The organism is Mycolicibacter kumamotonensis (assembly GCF_002086285.1).
Taxonomy (GTDB): domain Bacteria; phylum Actinomycetota; class Actinomycetes; order Mycobacteriales; family Mycobacteriaceae; genus Mycobacterium; species Mycobacterium kumamotonense.
The window spans coordinates 1-21908 of sequence record NZ_MVHU01000005.1 but is presented as its reverse complement, the minus strand read 5'-3'; the positions used below and the strand labels follow the sequence as shown (position 1 = coordinate 21908).

Here is a 21908-nt window from a genome sequence, read left to right as displayed (position 1 = left end):
GGTAAAGCCCGATAGTCTCGCCACATGTCACTCAACTTGTCCGCAGACGAAGTCCTGACCACCACCCGATCGGTCCGCAAACGACTCGACTTCGACAAGCCCGTTCCGCGTGAGGTGCTCATGGAGTGCCTCGAGATCGCCCTGCAGGCGCCCACCGGCTCCAACGCCCAGGGCTGGCAATGGATGTTCGTCACCGACCCGGTCAAGAAGCAGGCGATCGCCGACATCTACCGCGCCAACGCCATGCCGTATCTGAACCAGATGAAGCCCGACTACGGCGAGGGCGACGTGCGCGGCGAGCGGATGGAGTTCGTCAGCGACTCGGCCAAATACCTGGCCGAGCACCTGCAGGACGTGCCGGTGATGATGATCCCCTGTTTGGAGGGCCGGCCGGAGAAGGCGCCGCTGGGCATCAGCGCGTCGTTCTGGGCGTCGCTGTTCCCGGCTGCGTGGAGCTACTGCCTGGCGTTGCGCTCCCGTGGGCTGGGCTCCTGCTGGACGACGCTGCACCTGCTCGAGGACGGTGAGAAGCAGGCCGCCGAGGTGCTCGGCATCCCCTACGAGCAGTACAGCCAGGGTGGGTTGTTCCCGATCGCCTACACCAAGGGCACCGACTTCAAGCCGGCCAAGCGGCTGCCGGCCGAGCAGGTGGCGCACTTCGACACCTGGCGAGCCGCCAACACCTAGCCGCCGCAGGCCATCGGACCCCACATCGACTGGGCGCCGCTGTGACCGATGCGGACCACCAGCCAGGTCGATGCCACGGCGAACACCAGGGTGGCTGCTGCGGTCACGACGACACCGACGCGGCGGATGGCGGGCGCCAGCGCGCCCACCTCCGCCGCGAACAGTGGGGTGTGCAGCGCCCACCAGCAGATCATGGCCACCGTGAGCAGCGCGGACCACAGCACCAGCCGGCTGCCCAATGCCGCGTGCTGGTCCAGCATTTGGCTGCCCATCACGCGGCTGTGAAGCCAGCCGCCGGCGGCCGTGGTCAACGGCACGGCCGCCAGCGTGGCCACGGCGACGAACAATGAGGCGCCACCGATGCGCCGGCGGGCGGCCGGCCAGACCACACCCAGGACGGCCAGCAGGGCAGTCACCGGCACCAGGACGGCGACCAGGTGTGCCAGCAGAGGATGTGCCGGCAGGCCGGTGATGGTGTCAAGCATCGCGCGTCACTTTTCGCCGTGCTTGCCCATGCCCGGCCTCATCTCGCCGGAGTGCATGTCGCCGTGCTTGCCCATGCCCGCGCCCTTCTCGCCGGAGTGCATGGGGCAGCACGAGTGGCCGCCGGATTCTTCGGCATCGCCCGGCATGTGCGTTGCGTGGGAAGCCGGGGTGACCCCGAGCGTGACCGCCCCGGAGGATCCGGCCCAGGCCCCGCCGAAGAACGTGGCGACCGCGATCCCGGTCGCAGCCAACGTGCCGGCGACCACGCGCTTGTGCTCGCCGAGTTTGCGAAATGTTCCCATCATGTGCTCCTTCGATCGTTGGGTGTTTGGCGAAGACGGGGCGAGATCAGCTGCCGCACTGGCAGTTCCCGTGACTGCGCAGGTCCGGGCCCTGCGGCCCGGCGCCCGGCTCGTCGGTGTCCGGCCGCCAGTCGAACGAGCCATGACCACCGCCTCCTTTATACCCCTAGGGAGTAGGGGTATAGCGGAGACCGTACACGGTGGGAACGAGAAGTGGCAAGCGCCCGGGTGTGTGAAACGTGTTGCGTCGTGCGCGGGTCGGGGCATGGCCGGACCCGGGGTGGCTACACCCCGCCGGCGAACCCGTGCTGGCGCCAGGCCTCGTAGGCCGCGACCGCGGCGGCATTGGACAGGTTCAGTGAGCGCCGGCCGGCCAGCATCGGGATGCGCACCTGCTCGCTGATGTGCGGATCGGCCAGCGTCGCCGCATCCAGCCCGTCGGGCTCGGGACCGAACATCAGCACGTCACCGACCTGGTACCGCACGTCGGCGAACGACGTTGCGGCCTGGGAGGTGAAGGCGAAGACCCGGGCCGGCATCAGCGCCGCCCAGGCATCCGGCAACGACGGGTGTACGGTGACCGCCGCCAGATCGTGATAGTCCAGCCCGGCGCGGCGCAGTTTGGGTTCGGACAGATCGAAGCCGAGCGGCTCCACCAGATGCAGCTCGGCGCCGGTGGCCGCCACCATCCGGATCGCATTGCCGGTGTTGGGCGGGATGCGCGGCGAATAGAACAGCACCCTGAACACGCTGCTGAGGTTACGGCGTGAGGCTCGTGCCCGGGCTTGGGGCCGCGAGACACGAAAGCATCTCGGGAGCTGTGCCTTTTCGGTAAAGGCTATGGTGATGGCACGCGCAGACTGTCATACTCGTCGAATTGCCGACGTAGGACGGCCTAGATCAAGGCGGGTCTCACACCGCTAACGGTTCAGCGGGTGCGATGTGCCGGAAGCTCCAATGAATGAAGGCGCAAACGGTGAATTTCAGCCGAGCGGTCGGTGAGCCGGCCGGCGAGCGGTGACGCTCTTCGACCACCCGGAAGGGGTGGACCCGGCGTTCGCCGACCCAGCGGAAGAGCCGGACGCGGCAGCGGTGGTGAAACGCCCGTCGCGGTGGTCGGTGCGCAACTGGCCGGTGCGGTGGAAGGTGCTGGCGATCGCCCTGTTGCCGATGCTGCTGGCCGGGGTGTTCGGCGGACTGCGGGTCTCCAGCGCGCTGTCCGAGGCCAACCGGCTCCGGCTGGTCGCCGACCGTGCCGAGATGATCCCGGCGATCACCCATTACATGTCGGCGCTGGGCGATGCGCTGGTGGCCGCCTCCTCCGACGGCGACGCCGAGGGCGCCCGGAAGAACTTCGAGAACCGCAAGTACGAGCTGCGGTCGCGGCTCTCGCACACCGACGTCGCGACCGATGTGCGGTCCGGGGTGAGCACGCTGATCGAGCGCGGCCAGGGACTGCTTGACCTGGTGTCGAGCACCGGCGTGAGCCTGCGCGACGAGGTGACCGGTTACGCGCCGATCCTGCTGACCGCCGAGGACACCATCACCGGGTCGGTGCGGGTGGACAGCGAAAGGATCCGGTCACAGACCGAGGCACTGAGCCGCGCCGTCGGCGCCCGCGGTCAGATGATGATGCAGGAACTGCTGGTCAACCGGGGCGGTGAGCTTCCCGACCCGGAACTGCGCAGCTCGATGATGACCTTGGCCGGCACCGAGCCGTCGACGCTGTTCGGGATGAGCGAGGTGCTCGGCGTCGACTCCCCGGACGCCAAGACCCTGCAGCAGCAGCTGGTGACCCGGATGGCGATCATGTCCGACCCGCAACAGGTGCTGCCCAACAACCCGGTGCTGCGGGACTCGATCCGCACCACCGACCAGATCGCCGCGCGACTGATCGCCGAGAACACCGGCGCGGTGACCAAGGCGGTGGAGGACCGCGCCGACGACCGGCGCGCCGCCGCCGTGCGCGACATCGTGCTGGTGCTGGCCGCGCTCATCGCCACCTTGCTGGTGGTCTGGCTGGTGGCCCGCTCGCTGGTGCGGCCGCTGCGCACCCTGCGCGACAGCGCGCTGCAGGTCGCGCACACCGACCTCGAACACGAGATCGCCCGCGTGCGCGCCGGGGACGAACGCGAACCCGCGCCGCTGCCGGTCTACACCACCGAAGAGGTCGGTCAGGTCGCCCACGCCGTCGACGAACTGCATGCGCAGGCGCTGTTGTTGGCCGGTGACGAGGCCCGGCTTCGGCGCCTGGTCAACGAGATGTTCGAGACCATGTCGCGGCGCAACCGGTCCCTGGTCGACCAGCAGTTGGCGCTCATCGACCGGCTGGAGCGCAACGAGGACGACCCGGATCGTCTCGAGAGCCTGTTCCGCCTGGACCACCTCGCCGCCCGGATGCGGCGCAACGGCGCCAACCTGCTGGTGCTCGCCGGTGCCCGGGTGCCGCATGAGCGCGGCCGGCCGGTGTCGCTGGCGACGCTGATCAGCGCCGCCGCCTCGGAGGTGGAGGGCTATCACCGGGTGCAGACGGTGCTGGTGCCCGAGGTCACGGTGATCGGCGCGGCGGCGGCCGACGGCGTGCACCTGCTCGCGGAGTTGATCGACAACGCCCTGCGCTATTCCGCGCCGACGGAGCCGGTGCGGGTGGTCGCCGGTATCGAGAACGACGGCGGGGTGGTGGTCGAAGTGGTCGACGTCGGATTGGGGATGACCGACGCCGACTTGCGGATGGCCAACATGCGGCTGGCGTCCGGCGGTGAGTTCAGTCCGGAGAACGCCCGCCACATGGGTCTGTTCGTGATCTCCCGGCTCGCCCACCGGCACGGGATCGAGGTCCGGCTGTTCCCGGCGTCGCAGGGGTCGCGCGGCATCACCGCCGAGGTGTACCTGCCGCCGCACCTGCTGATCCACGCGGCCGCCGAGGAACCGGCTCCGCCGCAGCGCCCGACGGTCACCGCGCCTGCGCCGTCCTACGCACCCGAACCTGAGGCGTACCAGCCCTACGAGGCATACCAGCCCGACCAGCCCTACGAGACATACCAGTCCGAGGGGTTCGACGAGTCCTACCCGCCCGACGAGCCCGAGCCGGATGTGCGCCCCGAGGACACCGACCCCGGCCCCGTCGTCTCGCTGCTGCCGCGCCGCACTCCGGGTTCCAGTGGCATCACCGGGGTGCCCGCGGGGCCTCCGGTGCCGGCCGAGGCCGACCGCGGCGCGGGGCGGCGCGAACTGCCGCAGCCCTGGTGGGAGGCCGACGAGCCCGACGAAGCAGGCTCCTACGCTGCGGAACCGGGCATAGACGACTTCGGCGCTGCCGAGCGGGTAGCCGAAAAGACTTCTCCGGCAGACACTTCGGCGTATTTCGCGGCGCGGTCCCGGGTCGAGAGCGCCGCGAACGATCCGGACACCGACACGATCTATCAGCGGATGCTCTCGGAATCGGTGGGCAACGATCCCAACGATCCGAGCCTGCGCGCCGACCTGGACTGGCAGTCGGTGTGGGACCGCGGCTGGTCGGTGGCCGCCGAGGTGGAGAACATCCCGGTCGTCGCCCACACCGAGCACGGCCTGCCGGTCCGCGAACCCGGTGCCCGGCTGGTGCCCGGCTCGGCCGAAGCCGACACACCCCCGGAGGGCCCGGACGGCACCGAGCGCCATCCCGGCGACACCGGGGAACCGGTAGCATCCAACGGCGTGCCGCGCGGGCCCGCCCACGCGGCACCGGAGCGCGATCCCGCGGCGATCCGCGCCTCGATCAGCAGCCACTTCAGCGGGGTGCGCGCCGCGAGATCGCACGCCCGGGAAAACGGACTCGACACCGACCAGGGGCAGAACCAGCAATGACTTTCCCCACTGACCACAGTGACCCGCGGCGCGCTCCCGAAAGCTCGCTGGACTGGCTGGTGACCAACTTCGCCCGCGAGGTGCCCGGGGTGTCGCACGCGGTGCTGGTGTCGGTCGACGGGCTGACGGTCGCGGCCAGCGAGCACCTGCCCACGGAGAGGGCGGACCAGCTCGGCGCGGTGGCGTCCGGTTTGGCCAGCCTGGCAAGTGGAGCGGCCCAGTTGTTCGAGGGCGGGCGGGTGCTGCAGTCGGTGGTGGAGATGGAGCACGGCTACCTGCTGCTGATGCGGGTCGGTGACGGCTCGCACCTGGCGACGCTGGCCAGCGCCTCTTGTGACATCGGCCAGATCGGCTATGAGATGGCGGTCCTGGTGGAACGGGTCGGTGCGGTGGTGCAGTCGGCGCGGCGGGCCGCGCCGTCGGCACCGGGGGGCCCGGCATGAGGCGCCGGTGAATGGTGATGGACACCTCCGAGCCGGATATCCGGGAGTCCCAGGAAGCCGAGGCCAACCTGGTACGCCCGTATACGCTGACCGCCGGTAGGACCCACACCGACGTCAGCCTGCCGCTGGAAGCCCCGGTGCAGACTTTGCGGCCGGCGCAACCCAACCAGTGGCCGGCCAGCGACCCGCGCGGCCGGATCGTCGAGCTGTGTCAGGCGGGCCCGTCGGTCGCCGAGATATCCGCCCGACTGGATCTGCCGGTGGGTGTTGCGCGCGTCCTGGTGGGGGATCTGGTCACCTCGGGATACCTTCGGGTGCGTCGCACGCTGAGCGAGGCGTCCACCCGGGACGAACGCCGAGAACTGATAGGAAGGACGCTCCGTGGCCTACGAGCGCTTGGATAGGCCGGGCGGCGCAAGGGATTCAGCGTCGACGAAGATCGTCATCGCCGGCGGGTTCGGGGTCGGCAAGACCACGTTCGTCGGCACGGTCTCGGAGATCATGCCGTTGCGTACCGAGGCGCTGGTCACCGACGCCACGGCGGCCGTCGACACCCTGGAGGCCACCCCGGACAAGCGGACCACCACGGTGGCGATGGACTTCGGCCGCATCACGCTGGCCGATGATCTGGTGCTGTACCTGTTCGGCACGCCCGGCCAGCGCCGGTTCTGGTTCATGTGGGACGACCTGGTGCGCGGCGCGATCGGGGCGATCATCCTGGCCGACTGCAGGCGGTTGCAGGACAGCTTCGCCGCCGTCGACTTCTTCGAGCACCGCAACCTGCCGTTCTTGATCGCGGTCAACGAATTCGAGGGCGCACCGCGCTATCCGGTTGCCGCCGTTCGAAAGGCGCTGGCGCTGCCTGACCACATCCCGGTGATCACCGTCGACGCACGCGACCAGCGGTCCGCCCGCGACGCGCTGATCGCGATCAGCGAGTACGCGCTGTCCAGCCTGGTGTCCAACGGTTGAGCGAGCCGATCTCGGCCAGGCGCTCAGCGCTTGAGCCGGATCTTCCACCACACCACCGCGGTGTAGAACACCGACAGCAGCGCCAGCATCCCCATGTCCAGTAGCCAGATGCCCTTGGTGTGGTCCCACAGGTGGTCTTTGGGGATCTGCGGCACGTTGACCAGCTTGTTGAAGTCGATCGCGGAGGCGCCCGCGGCGTAACCCCACCGGCCGGGAGTCACCCAGGCGGCCTGCGCCAGGCCGACGCGCCCGGTCACCGGGATCATGCCGCCGGCCAGCACCAGCTGCGACATGATCGACACCACCAGCATCGGCATGATCTGCTCGTTGGACTCCGCAAACGACGACAGGGCCAACCCGAGAATCGCTGAGGCCACACAGGTTCCGGCGACCGCGAGGAACAGGTCCAGATTCGCGCTGCCGAACATCACGGCGCCTTGTGTCGGCCCGCCCTTGCCCAGGATCACGATGGTGGTGGCGATCGCGCCCTGTGCGGTGGCGAAGGCGCAGAACACCGCGACCTTGGCCAGCAGGTAGGCCATCGTCGACAAGCCCACGGCCTGTTCACGTTTGAAGATCGGGCGTTCCCCGATCAGATCTCGAATGGTCAGCGCGGTGCCCATGAAGACCGCGCCGATGATGAGCAGCACCATGATGTACTGCGGCTCGGTGGGAGCGTCGGGCCCCGGCATGCCCAGCCCGCCTTTGCCTTTCACCGTCAGCGACAACCCGCCCACGATGAACGGAAGAACGGCCAAGAAGATCGAATAGCCGCGATCGGAGACGATCAGCCGGACCTGCCGGCGCGCGATCGTCGACAGCTGTTTTCGCAGGCTCTCCGGTGGCGGGCTGCCCAGATCGACGGGCGGCGTCGAGGGAACCGAGGCGGCGGCGCCCTGGCGGTGGCCGCCTTCGCGTTCCAGGAAGCGCCGGTTGGCCTCGTCGGGGTCGGCGCCGACGTTGGCGAAGATGTCGGCGTAGTTGTCGGCGCCCATCGCGGAGAACACCTCTTTGGGCGGGCCGCAGTAGGCGGTCTTGCCGCCGGGGGCCACCAGCAGAATCTGGTCGCAGACATCCAGGTAGGACACCGAGTGGGTGACCACCAGCACCACGCGGCCGGCGTCGGCCAGCCCGCGCAGCATCAGCATCACCTGGCGGTCCAGCGCCGGGTCCAGACCTGAGGTCGGCTCGTCGAGGATCAGCAGGGACGGCCCGGTCAGCAGCTCCAGTGCCACCGACGCGCGCTTGCGCTGGCCGCCGGAGAGTTTGTCGACGCGGGTGTCGGCGTGCTTGGTCAACTCGAGTTCCTCGAGCACCTGGGCCACCGCCCGGTCCCGGTCGGCCTTGGTGCTGTCCGGCGGCAGCCGCAGTTCGGCGGCGTAGCCCAGCGCCTGGTTGACCGTGAGCTGCCGGTGCACGACGTCGTCCTGCGGCACCATCCCGATCCGGCTGCGCAGCGAAGCGTACTCGGTGTGGATGTTGTGGCCCTCGAAGGTGACCGAACCGGCGGTCGGTTTGGTGTAGCCGGCGATCAGCCGCGACAGCGTGGTCTTGCCGGCGCCCGAGCCACCGATGATCGCGGTCAGGGTGCCCGGCCGCGCCGTCAGCGAGATGTTGCTGAGCAGCCGCTTGCCGCCCTCGACGTCGAAGCAGACATCGCGGACCTCGAGGCCGCCGGCGCGGGTCGCCGCCTCCGTGCGGCGCAGCAGGGTGCCGCCGGTGAACTCCAGGTCGACATTGCCGATCGTGACCACGTCGCCCTCGGACAGGATCGCCGAGCCGATCCGGACGCCGTTGACGAACGTGCCGTTGATGCTTCGGCTGTCGCGGATCTCGGTGCCCAGCGGGGTCGGGATCAGCATCGCGTGGTGGCGGGAGGCCAGCACATCGGAGATGACGACGTCGTTGTCGGTGGCGCGGCCGATGGTCAGCGCACCGGCCGGTGCCTCCGGCGGTGCGGCGGAACCGGGCCGCAGGATGTCGATCATCCGGGTGGCGAGGTTGCCGACCTCCGGGGGCTTCGCCGCCACCGGCGCCATGCGGGTGGACGGCTGTCGGGCCGGAAACACCTCGGCGGGCGACGACGGCGGCGCGGGCGGTTGGACGGGAGGTTGGTAGCCGGGCCGCAACGCGGCCTCGCCCGCCGACGAACCGGCCGGGCCGGCGGGACCGGAAGGATATGCCGGCTGCCGGTGCGTGGGAGGCGCCGGCTGGTGCAGCGGCGGAGCAGGCCGGTAGGGCTGCTGCGCGCCGGGGTGTGCGCCCGAACGCGGGTCCGGGTAGTGGGGGGCGGGGTCGGGATGGGACGGCCAGCCCTGTTGCGGCGGCCGGCCGGGGCGCGCGATACCCGGCTGCGGCAGCTGGATCGAGACGGTCTGCGGGGGACGGCCGGCCTGACCCTGGTGCCGCCCCACCTCGAAGGCCACCCGCGGCCCGTCCGGATTGCCGAGGTTGACGGCCTGCCCATCGCGGATGTCGACGACCGGTACCCGCTGGCCGTTGACGTAGATGCCGTTCAGCGAACCGTTGTCGATCCCCAGCCATCGGCCCTGCTCGAAACGCAGCAGCAGATGCGCGCGGGAGACCAGGGGATGGGGGATGCGGATATCGGCGCGCAGGTCACGCCCGATGACCACATCGTGGCCCGCGGAGAACGTGCCTTGCGACCCGTCGTAGCGCACGGTCAGCACCGGCGGAGCAGGGTGACTCATTGGATCAACTGTATCGGGCGGATGGATGGGCGGCCTGCCCAGCGCACCGCGAGTCGGCGCGGATCGTCAGCGGCCCGTCAGTGCAGCGAGTCCGGCGCGCCGGTGACCACGCAGTGGGTGCGCTTATAGATCGTGGGCATGCACTGATTGCAGTGGATGCATTCCGACAGGGTCGCCGGCTCGGCGGCGATCCGGTTGATCAGGTCCGGCTCGGCCAGCAGTGCCCGGGCCATCGCGACGAATTCGAAGCCCTCGGCCATCGCCTGATCCATCGTTTCGCGGTTGGTGATACCGCCGAGCAGGATCAGCGGCAGCGACAGCTCGGCGCGGAACAGCCGGGCTTGTTCCAACAGGTAGGCGTCGGTGTAGGGGTACTCGCGCAGGAACTTCTTGCCGGTCATCCGCATGCCCCAACTCAGCGGTGGGGGAAAGACACTCGCGAACTCCTTGATCGGGGCGTGCCCGCGGAACAGGTACATCGGGTTGACCAGGGAGCTGCCGGCGGTCAGTTCCAGGGCGTCCAGGCCGCCGTCGTCCTGCAGCCACTTCGCGGTGGTCAGCGACTCGTCCAGGCTGATACCGCCGCGCACCCCGTCGGACATGTTCAGCTTCGCCGTCACCGCCATCTGTCCGCCCACCGCCTGGTGGACCGCCTGCACGATCCCGCGAGCCACCTTGGCGCGGTTGGCCAGCGAGCCGCCGAACTCGTCGGAGCGGCGGTTGATCAGCGGGCTCAGAAACGAGCTGGCCAGATAGTTGTGGCCGAGGTGGATCTCGACGGCGTCGAACCCGGCGTCGAGGGCGTAGCGGGCCGCGTCGGCGTGCTGGGCGATGACCTCGTCGATGTCGTCGCGGGTGGCCTTCTTGGCGAAGCGCATGCCGATCGGGTTGAAGAACCGCACCGGTGCCAGGGCGCGGGCCTTGTTGGACCGGGCGTCGGCGACCGGGCCGGCGTGGCCGATCTGCGCGCTGACGGCCGCGCCCTCGGCGTGCACGGCGTCGGTGAGCCGGCGCAGCCCGGGGACGGCCTCCGGGCGCATCCACAACCCGTCGTCGGACGTGCGGCCGCCGCGGGCGACCGCGCAGTAGGCGACCGTGGTCATGCCCACCCCGCCGGCGGCCGGCAGCCGGTGGTATTCGATGAGGTCGTCGGAGACCAGCGCGTCGGGCGTGCGGTTTTCGAAGGTGGCTGCCTTGATGACCCGGTTTCGCAGGGTGATCGGACCGAGCTTGGCGGGACTGAAGACATCGGGGGCGGGCATATCGGGAGCTTAATGGCGACCGCAAGCGCGACGAAGTCGGGCGCGGCGGGTCGTCATTGTTCGACGTTGGGGTCGACCGCAAGCGCGACGAAGTCGGGCGCGGCGGGTCGTCATTGTTCGACGTTGGGGTCGACCGCGAGCGCGACGAAGTCGGGCGCGGCGGGTCGTCATTGTTCGACGTTGGGGTCGACCGCGAGCGCGACGAAGTCGGGCGCGGCGGGTCGTCATTGTTCGACGTTGGGGTCGACCGCGAGCGCGACGAAGTCGGGCGCGGCGGGTCGTCATTGTTCGACGTTGGGGTCGACCGCGAGCGCGACGAAGTCGGGCGCGGCGGGTCGTCATCGTCGGTACCGCGGGCGGGCATGCCAGACTGTCCGCGTGGGTGCGATCACGTTGGACGGCAAGGCCACGCGCGACGAGATCTTCGTCGACCTCAAAACTCGGGTGGCCGCGCTGACGGCTGCGGGCCGTACGCCCGGGCTGGGCACCATCCTGGTCGGCGACGATCCCGGCTCACAGGCCTACGTGCGCGGCAAGCACGCCGACTGCGCCAAGGTCGGCATCACCTCGATTCGCCGCGACCTGCCCGCCGACGCCAGCACGGCGCAGCTCAACGACACCATCGACGAGCTGAACTCCAATCCGGAATGCACCGGCTACATCGTGCAGCTGCCGCTGCCCAAACAGCTGGATGAGAACGCCGCACTCGAGCGCGTCGACCCGGCCAAGGACGCCGACGGGCTGCATCCGACCAACCTGGGCCGGCTGGTGCTGGGCACCCCGGCGGCACTGCCGTGCACGCCGCGCGGGATCGTGCACCTGCTGCGCCGCTACGACGTGCCGATCGCCGGCGCTCATGTCGTGGTGATCGGCCGGGGCGTGACGGTCGGCCGCCCGCTGGGGCTGCTGCTGACCCGCCGCTCGGAGAACGCCACGGTGACGTTGTGCCACACCGGAACTCGCGACCTGCCGGCACTGACCCGGCAGGCCGACATCATCGTCGCCGCGGTCGGCGTGCCGCACATGCTCACCGCCGACATGGTGCGCCCGGGGGCGGCCGTCGTCGACGTCGGTGTCAGCCGCACCGACGCCGGACTGACCGGTGACGTTCATCCCGACGTATGGGAGGTGGCCGGTCACGTGTCGCCGAACCCCGGCGGCGTGGGCCCGCTGACCCGGGCGTTCCTGCTGACCAACGTCGTCGAACGGGCCGAGAGCACAGCGTGAACGCGCTGGCCGTGCTCCGCGCGACGCTCATCCGGCAGTGGCCGATCGTGGTGGTGGGCTTAATCTTCACGGCGGCGTTCGTGCTGGCCGGGGCAAACTTCTGGCGCCGCGGGGCGCTGCTGATCGGGATCGGCACCGGGGTGGCGGCAGCGTTGCGGTTGGTGCTGAGCGAGGACCGGGCCGGGCTGCTGGTGCTGCGCGACCGCGGGCTGGACTTCGCGACCATGACCACCATGTCGACGGTGATGCTCTACATCGCCGCGACGATCGACCCGCTGGGGACCAGCTGAGGCTGTCCCGCGGCGATCCGGCTGGGTCGCCGGGGTGACCTGGTCGGGCCGGAGCTACAGGCCGACGGGCAAGCCCGGAATCTCCGGGATGGCCGGGAGCCCGCCGGACAGGCCGGGGATCCCGACGGACATGCCGGGGATCTGCGGCAACTCCGGCACCTGGCCGCTGGCCAGCTGGGAGAGCATCTGCGGGCAGTACGCCTGAACCGCGACCTCGGTGAACATCTGCGCCATCTCCGGCGACATGGCCGGACCGCCGCCCAGTCCGGCGATCGGGGAGGCCACCGACGCGGCGGTGCCGGCGGGCTCGGTCAGCATCGGGCAGACGGACTGGCCCAGCGCCGTCGTCGCCGCCGGGTCACCGACGGGGACCCCGGCTCCGGCCAGCTCCGACAGGAACGAGGTGTCCACCGGGCTCGCCTCTGCCGGCGTCGCCAGCCACACCGAGGCGATCAGGCCTGCCCACACCGCGCCGGCCGCTGTCAACGCCGTCGCCGTCGGCACCGCTGTTCTCGCGCGGCTGTATCCCATGTCGGTCCCCCATCCGTCGTGGTTGCGGGCGGCTCGATGGCCGCCCGTCGATAAGAACGTTGCAGCAACGCGGTCACACCGGCGACACGAGCAGGTCACGCTTGGCGCACAGTCCGGTCGTTCGCCGGTGACGGCACCTTCGGCTCCGCCTATGTCGGGCTGCGAGCCGCGCAGCGGAGCATTTACCCAACCAAACTTAGAATTAATTAGAATATCTTGAGGTTTTTATCATGTTGTCGTTACGGTGGTCCGGCAAGTAAGTCGTCCCGCGTCCGCTGCCGGAGGTCGCCGATGAAGGCACACCATAGGTTCCGCGCGCTGGGCGTCGCGGCGGCCGCCGTCTGCACCGCCGCCGCTGTCGCGGTCTCGCCGGTAATCACGCCGTCCTTGTCGTCCGGGGTGCCGACGGTGCTCGCCGATGTGGCGTTGCTGGACAACGTGGCCCTGATCATGGGCGGCAGCGGGACACCCATCCCGGGGCAGTGGGACTTCACCGGAGCCGCCACGTACCTGGGCCATCTCGGGTACGGGGATTACCTGCCCAAGGGCGTGTTCACCCCGGAGGGCCTCTACCCGGGCACCGGGGTCAAGAGCCTGCCGCTGGAGACCTCGGTGGACCAGGGCGTCCGGATTCTCGACGCGACGATCCGCGACCACCTCCAGTCCGGCGACAAGCTGGTGGTCTACGGCGTCTCGCAGAGCGCCGTCATCTCCTCGCTGGAGATGAACAACTTGGCGGCCATGAACGGTGCTCCCGACCCGGACCAGTTGTCGTTCGTCTTGATCGCCAACGAGATGTTCCCCAACGGGGGCCTGCTGTCCCGCTTCGCGGTCCCGGACGTCCCGCTCTACATCCCGTCCATGGGGATCGACTTCTACGGGGCCACGCCCGACACCCCCTACGCGACCGACATCTACATCGCCGAGTACGACGGCTTCGCCGACTTCCCGCGTTATCCGATCAACCTGGTGTCGACCCTCAACGCGATCATGGGGATCGCGCTGGTGCACGGACCCGGCTACAGCCGGCCCGATTCCATCGACAGCGCCCAGCTGCTGCTGGGGTCGACGCACTACGACGGGCTGCTGACACTTCCCGACGGCGTCGCGGCCGCGCTCAACACCGACTACTACATGATTCCGGCGGAGACGCTGCCGCTGTTGCAGCCGCTGTTGGGCATTCCGGTGTTCGGCGAGCCGCTGTACGACCTGCTCGAGCCCGTCACCAGGATTCTGGTCGATCTGGGTTACGGCAATGTCGACACCTACGTCGACGGGGTGCTGACCCACGGTGGCTGGGACCAGGGCCCGGCAAATGTGTTGACCCCCTTCGGTTTGTTCCCGCAGGACATCGACGTATTCCAGCTGCTGAACTCCCTGGGGCAAGGAGCCCAACATGGATTCGAGGCCTTCCTCGACGACCTCGGGCACCTGTCGCTGGGCGGTGCGGCGGATGCGGCCGGCTCGATGGCGGATTTCGCGCTGCCCGGTTTCACCGACGTCGTCAACACGTTCACCAGCGCGGCCTCAACGCTGTATTCGATGCTGCTGCCGACCGCGGACATCCTCAACGCAGTGCTGACGGCCATGCCCGCCTACGATCTGAGCCTGTTCCTCAACGCATTCCAGAGCGGTGATGATCTGCTGACCTCACTGATCAACGCCATCGGTCTTCCGATCGCTGCCGATATCGGGCTGGTCGGGACTGCCATCGGATTCCAGCTGATGACCGTCGCCAGCGGGTTGCAATCGATCGCCGACGATTTCGCGGACCTGTTCGCGGCGTAGCGCGGGTCAAGCGCGGCGGCGCCCGTCGGGCTCAGTGCAGCGTCGCCCGCACGCACACCGTGATGTAGGGCAGCGCCAGTCCGGTAGCGCCGACCAGCGCCGGGTGGGTGGCCAGCAGCCGGCGGACCTGGTCCAGGGTCTTGGTGCGCACCGCGTCCGGTGAGGTGATGCAGTAGCTGCGCGAGGCGACCAGGTCGATCAGCGCCTGCGGTGTCAGGTAGTTGGTCCACTCGACCTGGTGGCCCTCGATGTCGCCGAACGGCTCGGGCAGGCTGACCCCGGCATCCACCGCGTCGCGGGCGTCCTCGCGGCCGATGATCGTGCCCAGCTCCTTGACCCAGCCCAGCCGTTCATCCCGGGTGTTCCACACCAGGCCCAGACGGCCGCCGGGCCGCAGCACCCGCACGAGTTCGGGGATGGCCCGGGCCGGATCGAACCAGTGCCAGGCTTGCGCCACCAGCACGGCGTCGACGCTGTTGTCCGGCAGCGGGATCTGCTCGGCGGTCCCGAGCAGGGCCGGCGTGTCGGGCAACGCCGCGGCCAGCACCTCGAGCATCTCGGCGATCGGATCCACGGCCACCACATCCAGGCCGCGCTCCACCAGCCGGGCGGTCAGCTTGCCGGTGCCGGCGCCCAGGTCCAGGACGTCACGGCCGTCCGGCGGCAGCAGCCAGTCGATGGCCTCCGGGGGATAGGACGGGCGGCCCCGCTCGTAGGCGGCGGCCTGCGAGCCGAACGACAGTGATCGGTCGTGCCGCGCCTGCGGGCTCACCGCCGCTGGCCCCCGGCCGGGTCCGCCAGGTCCAGGGTCTGGCGGATCAGCTCGCCGACGCGGTCGGTCTCCAGCAGGAAGCCGTCGTGACCGTACTCGGAATCGACCACCTGCAGGCCGGCGCACCCGGGCAGCAGGTCGGCCAGCTCGGCCTGCAGGCGCAGCGGATACAGCCGGTCGGAGGTGATGCCGGCGACCACCGCCGGCACCCGGCAGCCGCGTAACGCCGCCGCGACTCCACCCCGGCCGCGGCCCACGTCGAAGGTGGACAGCGAATCGGTCAGCGTCACATAACTGCCGGCGTCGAACCGCGACACCAGCTTGCCGCCCTGGTATGCCAGGTAGCTGTCCACCGCGAAGCGGCCGCCGTTCGCCGGTTCCTCACCGTCCTGGGCGGCGTTGGCGAACCGCCGGTCCAGCTCGGCTTCGCCGCGGTAGGTCAGGTGCGCGATGCGCCGGGCGATCGCCAACCCGGTGTCCGGGCTGCGGCCGGTGCCGTGGTAATCCCCGCCCTGCCAGTTCGGGTCGGCCTTGATCGCGGCGATCTGGGTGCTCTGCGTGCCGATCTGGTCGGCGGTCGCCCGGGCGCCGACGGCCAGCAGCAGGCCCGCGCCCACCTTGTCCGGGTGGCCGACCATCCACTCCAGCCCGCGGGCACCGCCCATCGAACCGCCCAGCACCGCGGCCACCTCGGTGATGCCGAGTGCGTCCAGCGTGGCGATGTCGGCTTCCACCTGGTCGCGGATCGAGATGGCGGGAAACCGTGAGCCCCAGGGCTTTCCATCGCGGGCCAGCGAACTCGGGCCGGTCGATCCCCGGCAGCCGCCCAGCACATTGGTGGCCACCGCGCACCAGCGGTCGGTGTCGATCGGGCAGCCCGGACCGATGATCCCGTCCCACCAGCCGGCGGTGGGATGCCCGGGCCCGGCGGGCCCGGTGACGTGGGAGTCCCCGGTCAGCGCGTGCAGCACCATGACGACGTTGTCGCGCTGCGGCGACAGTTCGCCCCAGCGCTGCACGGCGATGCTGACATCGTCGAGCACCGCTTCGCTCTCCAAGCGCAGCGAGCCGATGCCGACCACGCCGATTTCGCCTTCGGCGGGCAGCACCTGCCTGGACACGTCGGAGATCGTCACCGGCGACCGCCTCAACGCGCCGCCAGCGCCGACGATTCGCCGAGCTGTGCCGAGGCTGCGGCGAACCCGAGCTCCAGGTCGGCCAGGATGTCCTCGATGCCCTCGATGCCGACCGACAACCGCACCATGCCCGGGGTGACCCCGGTGGACAGCAGTTCGTCGCCGGAGAGCTGGCTGTGGGTGGTGGACGCCGGGTGGATCACCAGTGAGCGCACGTCGCCGATGTTGGCGACGTGGCTGTGCAGCTTCAGCGCGTTGACGAACGCCTTGCCGGCTTCGACACCGCCGGCCACCTCGAAGGACAGCACCCCGCCGACACCCTTGGGGGCCAGCCGCTGCGCCAGGTGGTGCCACGGCGAGTCGGGCAGCCCGGCGTAGTTGACGCTCAGTACGTCGTCGCGGGCGGCTAGGAACTCCGCGACCCGCTGGGCATTGGCGACGTGGCGCTCGATCCGCAGGCTCAGCGTCTCCAGGCCCTGGGCGATCAGGAAGGCGTTGAACGGCGAGGTCACCGAGCCGTAGTCACGCATCAGCTGGGCGCGGATCTTGATCGCATACGCCGGCGGGCCCAGGTCGGCGTAGACCAGGCCGTTGTAGCTGGGGTCGGGGGTGGTGAAGCCCGGGTGGCGGCCCTGGGTCCAGTCGAAGTTGCCGCTGTCGACGACCACGCCGGCGATCGCGGTGCCGTGCCCGCCGAGGTACTTGGTGGCCGAGTGCACGACGATGTCGGCGCCCTGGCTGATCGGCTGGATCAGGTACGGGGTGGCGATGGTGTTGTCGACGATCAGCGGCACACCGTGGTCGTGGGCCACCTTCGAGACCCCCGGGGTGTCGAGGATGTCGATCTTCGGGTTGGAGATGGTCTCGGCGTAGAAGGCCTTGGTGTTCGGCCGCACCGCCGCGGCCCAGGACTCCAGGCTGTCGGGGTCCTCGACGAAGCTGACCTCGATGCCCAGCTTGGGCAGCGAGTAGCGGAACAGGTTGTAGGTGCCGCCGTACAGCCGCGGGCTGGCCACGACGTGGTCGCCGGTCTCGGCCAGGGCCAAGATCGCGAAGGTGCTGGCGGACTGTCCCGAGGACAGCAGCGTGGCGGCCACCCCGCCCTCCAGCGCCGCGATGCGCTCCTCGATGACCGCGCTGGTCGGGTTGGTCAGCCGGGTGTAGATGTTGCCCGGCTCGGCCAGCGCGAAGCGGGCGGCGGCCTCGTCGGTGTCGCTGAACAGGTACGACGTGGTCTGGTAGATCGGCAGGGCGCGCGACCCGGTCTCCGGGTCACCGGCGTGGCCGACGTGGATCTGCTTGGTCTCGAACGACCAGTTGTTACCGGCGGTCATGTGTGAATGCTTTCTTCCGTGAGTTGTTATCGCTGGTGCAGGAGTGGGGTCAGCGACAACAGCAACGGGTGAGCGGGCGCAAGGAGGCACGCATCAGGTTCCCCTGTTCTACTCGGGGGGCCCGTTGTGGCGGACCCGCGCTTGCCGCGTAGCCGGCGGTGGCTACTCAACCCGGTCAATCACCCGGGGCACCCCACCGCGGTTGGAGGGTTGCCGGCCAGCAAGCCGGGGCTTAGCGCTGGCACTCATGACCGCTTCGCAGCCTATCGCATGCCGTGGAGGTGCCGCCACCTGATCACCGGCGGTGGGCGCCGTTGCGTGGTGCGGGATACTGATGCCGCCGTGTACAACGCGGAGCACAACCACACACGAACACTGACGCCGGGAGAACAGCCATGTGCGCCGACCAGCCGACCATCATCTACACGCTGACCGACGAGGCGCCGCTATTGGCGACGTATTCGTTCCTGCCGATCGTGCAGGCCTTCACCGGGCCCGCGGGTATCGACATCAAGCCCAGTGACATTTCACTGGCCGCCCGCATCCTCGCCGAGTTCCCCGACGTTCTCACCGAGGAACAACGGGTGCCCAACAACCTGGCCGAACTCGGCCGGCTCACCCAGCTGCCCGACACCAACATCATCAAGTTGCCCAACATCAGCGCCTCGGTCCCGCAGCTGGTCGCCGCCATCAAGGAACTGCAGGGCAAGGGCTTCAACCTGCCGGAGTACCCGGAGGACCCCAAGACCGACACCGAGCGCGACGTGCACGCACGCTACGCCAGATGCCTGGGCAGCGCGGTGAACCCGGTTCTGCGCGAAGGCAACTCGGACCGCCGTGCGCCGAAGGCGGTCAAGGAGTACGCGCGCAAGCACCCGCACAGCATGGGTGAGTGGTCGCAGGCGTCGCGCACCCACGTGGCCACCATGCGCCACGGCGACTTCTACCACGGCGAGAAGTCGATGACGCTGGACCGCGACCGCGACGTCAAGATGCAGCTGACCACCAAGGGCGGCAAGACGATTGTGCTCAAGGAGAAGGTCGCGCTGCTCGACGGCACGGTCATCGACTCGATGTTCATGAGCATCAAGGCGCTGCGGGAGTTCTACGAGGAGCAGATGGAGGACGCCCGCAAGACCGGCGTGATGTTCTCCCTGCACGTCAAGGCGACCATGATGAAGGTCAGCCACCCCATCGTGTTCGGCCACGCCATCAAGGTGTTCTACAAGGATGCGTTCGCCAAGCACCAGAAGCTCTTCGACGACCTCGGCGTCAACGTCAACAACGGCCTGTCCGACCTCTACAGCAAGATCGAGACGCTGCCGGCCTCGCAACGCGAGGAGGTCATCGAGGACATGCACGCCTGCCACGAACACCGCCCCGAACTGGCGATGGTCGATTCGGCCAACGGCATCACCAACTTCCACTCACCGTCGGATGTGATCGTGGACGCCTCGATGCCCGCGATGATCCGCGCCGGCGGCAAGATGTACGGCGCCGACGGCCGGCAGAAGGACACCAAGGCCGTCAACCCCGAGTCGACCTTCGCCCGCATCTACCAAGAGCTGATCAACTTCTGCAAGACCCACGGCCAGTTCGACCCGGCCACCATGGGCACGGTGCCCAACGTCGGTCTGATGGCGCAGAAGGCCGAGGAGTACGGCAGCCACGACAAGACCTTCGAGATTCCCGAGTCCGGTGTCGCCGACATCGTCGATCTGGCCACCGGTGAGGTGCTGCTGACCCAGAACGTGGAGGCCGGCGACATCTGGCGGATGTGCACCGTCACCGACGCCGCGATCCGGGACTGGGTGAAGCTGGCCGTGCACCGGGCCCGGGTCTCGGGCATGACGGCGGTCTTCTGGCTCGACACCGAGCGCCCCCACGAGGCGGAGCTGCGCAAGAAGGTCAAGGCCTACCTGAAGGACTACGACACCGAGGGCCTGGAGATCCAGATCATGCCGCAGGTGTGGGCAATGCGCTACACCCTGGAGCGGCTGATCCGCGGTCAGGACACCATCGCCGTCACCGGCAACATCCTGCGCGACTACCTCACCGACCTGTTCCCGATCCTGGAGCTGGGCACCAGCGCCAAGATGCTCTCGATAGTGCCGTTGATGGCCGGCGGCGGCATGTACGAGACCGGCGCGGGCGGTTCGGCGCCCAAGCACGTCAAGCAGCTGGTGGAGGAGAACCACCTGCGGTGGGATTCGCTCGGCGAATTCCTCGCGCTGGCAGCCAGTTTCGATGACATGGGCGTCAAGACCGGCAACCCGAACGCCAAGGTCCTGGGCACCACGCTGGACGCGGCGATCGGCAAGCTGCTCGACGCCGACAAGAGCCCGTCGCGCAAGACCGGTGAGCTGGACAACCGCGGCAGCCAGTACTTCTTGGCCAAGTTCTGGGCGGAAGAACTCGCCGCGCAGTCCGAGGTCCCTGAGCTGGCCAAGCACTTCACCGCGGTGGGGGAGGCGCTGGAGAAGAACCAGGACGCCATTCTCGAGGAACTGACCGTGGTGCAGGGCAAGCCGGTGGACATCGGGGGCTACTACGCGCCCGACCACGACATGACCGCGGGTGTGATGCGGCCCAGCCCGACGCTGAACGCCGTGATCGACGCCAAGGACTGATGGCGCAGACCGCCGGTTTGTTCTCCGGCCCGGCGGTGACATGCGACAATGCGCTGGTAAGGCGATGACGATGAGGAAGCCGGTGCGAATCCGGCGCGGTCCCGCCACTGTCATCGGGGAGTGAACCTCACTGCCACGGCTCGTGCACCGAGCTGGAAGGCGAGGGGAGCAGCGATCCGAGAGCCAGGATACTCACGTCGTCGCGACCTGCGATTCGGGGCGGAGCACCCCGAGAGAGCTGGCGAACGTGACCGCGCCGATCTGGATCGCGTCTCCCCCCGAGGTTCATTCGACGTTGCTGTCGGCTGGACCCGGCGCCGGTCCACTGTTGGCGTCGGCGGCGGCCTGGAGCTCGCTGAGCACCGAGTACGCCGAGATCGCCGACGAATTGGCGGCGCTGCTGGGGGCGGTGCAGGCCGGAGTGTGGCAGGGCCCGAGCGCACAGGCCTACGTGGCGGCCAACGCGCCGTATCTGGCCTGGCTGCTTCAGGCCGCCGCCGTCAGTGCCGCGACGGCCGCGCAGCAGCAGACCGCGGCCGCGGCCTACAGCAGCGCGCTGGCGGCGATGCCGACGCTGGCCGAACTGGCAGCCAACCACGCCACCCATGCGGTGCTGGTGGGCACCAACTTCTTCGGCGTCAACACCATCCCGATCGCGCTCAACGAGGCCGACTACGGCCGGATGTGGATCCAGGCCGCCACCGTGATGGCCACCTATCAGGCCGTCGCCGGGGCGGCGGTGGCATCGACTCCGCAGACGGTCGCGGCGCCGCAGATCGCCACGGCCGAATCGGCCGGCTCGAGCGACGCCAGCCAGCCGCAGCTGCCGCCGGATCGGCAGAACGACATCATGGAGTGGCTGCAGAACAGCGGCTACACCGACTTCTACAACAACGTGTTGCAGCCGATGATCAACGAGCTGGCGGCCAATCCCTACTTCCAGTCGATGTTCGCCGGCTTCGACCCCTGGCTGCCCGTTCTGGGCAACCCGCTGGGCTTCTTCAGCCCGTACAACATCGCGTTCGCGCTGGGCTACCCGATGGACTTCGGATCGTTCGCCGCCTACCTGTCGCAGACGTTCGCGTTCATCGCCGCAGATCTCACCGCGGCGTTCGCCAGCGGTAACCCGGGCACCATCGCCGCTACGCTGCTGTTCACCGCCGTGGAGGCGGTCGGCACCATCATCACCGACGTGATCGCGCTGCTCAAGACGCTGCTGGAGCAGGCGATCGTGCTGATCCCGGTGATGCTGCCGATGCTGACCACCGTGCTGGCTCCGCTGGCCGCGGCGCCGCTGGCGGGCCTTGCGGGGTTGTCCGATCTGGCCGCCCTGCACGCCGTCCCGGTTCCGCTGGCCCCGGTGCCGCCGCCGTTCGCCGGCCTGACGGTGGCGCCCACACCACCGGTCCCGGCGCCCGCCCCGGCGCCCGCTCCGGCACCTGCCCCGGCTCCCGCCCCGGCGCCGGCCGCTCCCGGGGCGGGAGCCGGGGC

Annotated in this window: 19 protein-coding genes and 2 riboswitches; of the genes, 10 read left to right on the top strand and 9 right to left on the bottom strand. The window is 69.4% G+C overall.

Annotation, left to right across the window (positions count from 1 at the left end; genetic code table 11):
- Positions 1 to 24: 24 nt before the first annotated feature.
- A complete protein-coding gene (locus BST28_RS04985; protein ID WP_019736519.1) occupies positions 25 to 687 on the top strand; it encodes a nitroreductase family protein in 663 nt (220 codons plus the stop codon).
- On the opposite strand, the gene BST28_RS04980 is transcribed toward BST28_RS04985, so the two are convergent.
- From BST28_RS04980 to BST28_RS04970, 3 genes are all read right to left on the bottom strand, one after another.
- Complete coding sequence (locus BST28_RS04980; RefSeq protein ID WP_083080204.1) at positions 684 to 1172, bottom strand: hypothetical protein; 489 nt, start codon at positions 1170 to 1172, stop codon at positions 684 to 686. The genes BST28_RS04985 and BST28_RS04980 overlap by 4 nt on opposite strands.
- 6 nt (positions 1173 to 1178) lie before the next feature.
- Positions 1179 to 1478: a hypothetical protein gene (locus BST28_RS04975; RefSeq protein ID WP_083080203.1), complete on the bottom strand. Its 300-nt coding sequence runs from the start codon at positions 1476 to 1478 to the stop codon at positions 1179 to 1181.
- A 281-nt stretch (positions 1479 to 1759) separates the two neighbouring features.
- Positions 1760 to 2224, bottom strand: coding sequence for a tRNA (cytidine(34)-2'-O)-methyltransferase (locus tag BST28_RS04970; protein ID WP_019738787.1), 465 nt, complete (start codon positions 2222 to 2224; stop codon positions 1760 to 1762).
- Between the two features lie 268 nt (positions 2225 to 2492).
- Here BST28_RS04970 and BST28_RS04965 point away from each other — a divergent pair, with 268 nt between their 5' ends.
- The 4 genes from BST28_RS04965 to BST28_RS04950 are packed head-to-tail and all read left to right on the top strand — an operon-like array spanning position 2493 to position 6736.
- Complete coding sequence (locus tag BST28_RS04965; protein ID WP_083080201.1) at positions 2493 to 5321, top strand: ATP-binding protein; 2829 nt, start codon at positions 2493 to 2495, stop codon at positions 5319 to 5321.
- Positions 5318 to 5764: a roadblock/LC7 domain-containing protein gene (locus BST28_RS04960; RefSeq protein ID WP_019738021.1), complete on the top strand. Its 447-nt coding sequence runs from the start codon at positions 5318 to 5320 to the stop codon at positions 5762 to 5764. Before BST28_RS04965 ends, BST28_RS04960 begins: the two co-directional genes overlap by 4 nt.
- 17 nt (positions 5765 to 5781) lie before the next feature.
- Positions 5782 to 6168, top strand: coding sequence for a DUF742 domain-containing protein (locus BST28_RS04955; protein WP_029249382.1), 387 nt, complete (start codon positions 5782 to 5784; stop codon positions 6166 to 6168).
- On the top strand, positions 6146 to 6736 hold the full coding sequence (locus BST28_RS04950) for a GTP-binding protein (RefSeq protein ID WP_019738023.1): 591 nt from the start codon (positions 6146 to 6148) through the stop codon (positions 6734 to 6736). The genes BST28_RS04955 and BST28_RS04950 overlap by 23 nt, the downstream gene beginning before the upstream one ends.
- Before the next feature lie 23 nt (positions 6737 to 6759).
- On the opposite strand, the gene BST28_RS04945 is transcribed toward BST28_RS04950, so the two are convergent.
- Positions 6760 to 9447, bottom strand: coding sequence for an ATP-binding cassette domain-containing protein (locus BST28_RS04945; RefSeq protein ID WP_029249384.1), 2688 nt, complete (start codon positions 9445 to 9447; stop codon positions 6760 to 6762).
- Positions 9448 to 9524: 77 nt separating this feature from the next.
- Complete coding sequence (locus BST28_RS04940) at positions 9525 to 10709, bottom strand: NADH:flavin oxidoreductase (protein ID WP_083080199.1); 1185 nt, start codon at positions 10707 to 10709, stop codon at positions 9525 to 9527.
- A 378-nt stretch (positions 10710 to 11087) separates the two neighbouring features.
- On the opposite strand from BST28_RS04940, the gene BST28_RS04935 reads away from it, so the two are divergent.
- Positions 11088 to 11936, top strand: a complete 849-nt coding sequence (locus tag BST28_RS04935; protein WP_083080198.1) for a bifunctional methylenetetrahydrofolate dehydrogenase/methenyltetrahydrofolate cyclohydrolase — start codon at positions 11088 to 11090, stop codon at positions 11934 to 11936.
- Entirely contained in the window at positions 11933 to 12226 is a 294-nt protein-coding gene (locus BST28_RS04930; RefSeq protein ID WP_083080196.1) for a DUF3017 domain-containing protein, read from the top strand. Before BST28_RS04935 ends, BST28_RS04930 begins: the two co-directional genes overlap by 4 nt.
- A gap of 54 nt (positions 12227 to 12280) precedes the next feature.
- On the opposite strand, the gene BST28_RS04925 is transcribed toward BST28_RS04930, so the two are convergent.
- Positions 12281 to 12757, bottom strand: coding sequence for a DUF732 domain-containing protein (locus BST28_RS04925; RefSeq protein ID WP_083080195.1), 477 nt, complete (start codon positions 12755 to 12757; stop codon positions 12281 to 12283).
- 291 nt (positions 12758 to 13048) lie between these two features.
- On the opposite strand from BST28_RS04925, the gene BST28_RS04920 reads away from it, so the two are divergent.
- Positions 13049 to 14545 (top strand): PE-PPE domain-containing protein, encoded by a 1497-nt coding sequence (locus BST28_RS04920; RefSeq protein WP_083080193.1) that lies wholly within the window; start codon positions 13049 to 13051, stop codon positions 14543 to 14545.
- A 31-nt stretch (positions 14546 to 14576) separates the two neighbouring features.
- Here BST28_RS04920 and BST28_RS04915 read toward each other — a convergent pair whose 3' ends face one another.
- Genes BST28_RS04915 through BST28_RS04905 form a run of 3 tightly spaced genes read right to left on the bottom strand, consistent with a single transcriptional unit; the run spans position 14577 to position 17787 of the window.
- Complete coding sequence (locus BST28_RS04915) at positions 14577 to 15317, bottom strand: class I SAM-dependent methyltransferase (protein WP_083080192.1); 741 nt, start codon at positions 15315 to 15317, stop codon at positions 14577 to 14579.
- A complete protein-coding gene (gene metX, locus BST28_RS04910; RefSeq protein WP_083080190.1) occupies positions 15314 to 16453 on the bottom strand; it encodes a homoserine O-acetyltransferase MetX in 1140 nt (379 codons plus the stop codon). The genes BST28_RS04915 and metX overlap by 4 nt, the downstream gene beginning before the upstream one ends.
- An 11-nt stretch (positions 16454 to 16464) precedes the next feature.
- Positions 16465 to 17787 carry a bifunctional o-acetylhomoserine/o-acetylserine sulfhydrylase gene (locus BST28_RS04905; RefSeq protein ID WP_083080189.1) on the bottom strand — a complete coding sequence of 441 codons (1323 nt, stop codon included), beginning with the start codon at positions 17785 to 17787 and terminating at the stop codon, positions 16465 to 16467.
- A 132-nt stretch (positions 17788 to 17919) separates the two neighbouring features.
- A riboswitch (SAM riboswitch) is annotated at positions 17920 to 18040 on the bottom strand.
- 142 nt (positions 18041 to 18182) lie between these two features.
- Between BST28_RS04905 and BST28_RS04900 the strand changes: the two genes are divergently transcribed.
- Complete coding sequence (locus BST28_RS04900) at positions 18183 to 20417, top strand: NADP-dependent isocitrate dehydrogenase (RefSeq protein WP_083080187.1); 2235 nt, start codon at positions 18183 to 18185, stop codon at positions 20415 to 20417.
- An 18-nt stretch (positions 20418 to 20435) separates the two neighbouring features.
- Positions 20436 to 20631: riboswitch (cobalamin riboswitch) on the top strand.
- A 33-nt stretch (positions 20632 to 20664) separates the two neighbouring features.
- On the top strand, positions 20665 to 21908 hold a 1244-nt coding region (locus BST28_RS04895; RefSeq protein ID WP_109560645.1), incomplete at its 3' end, for a PPE family protein.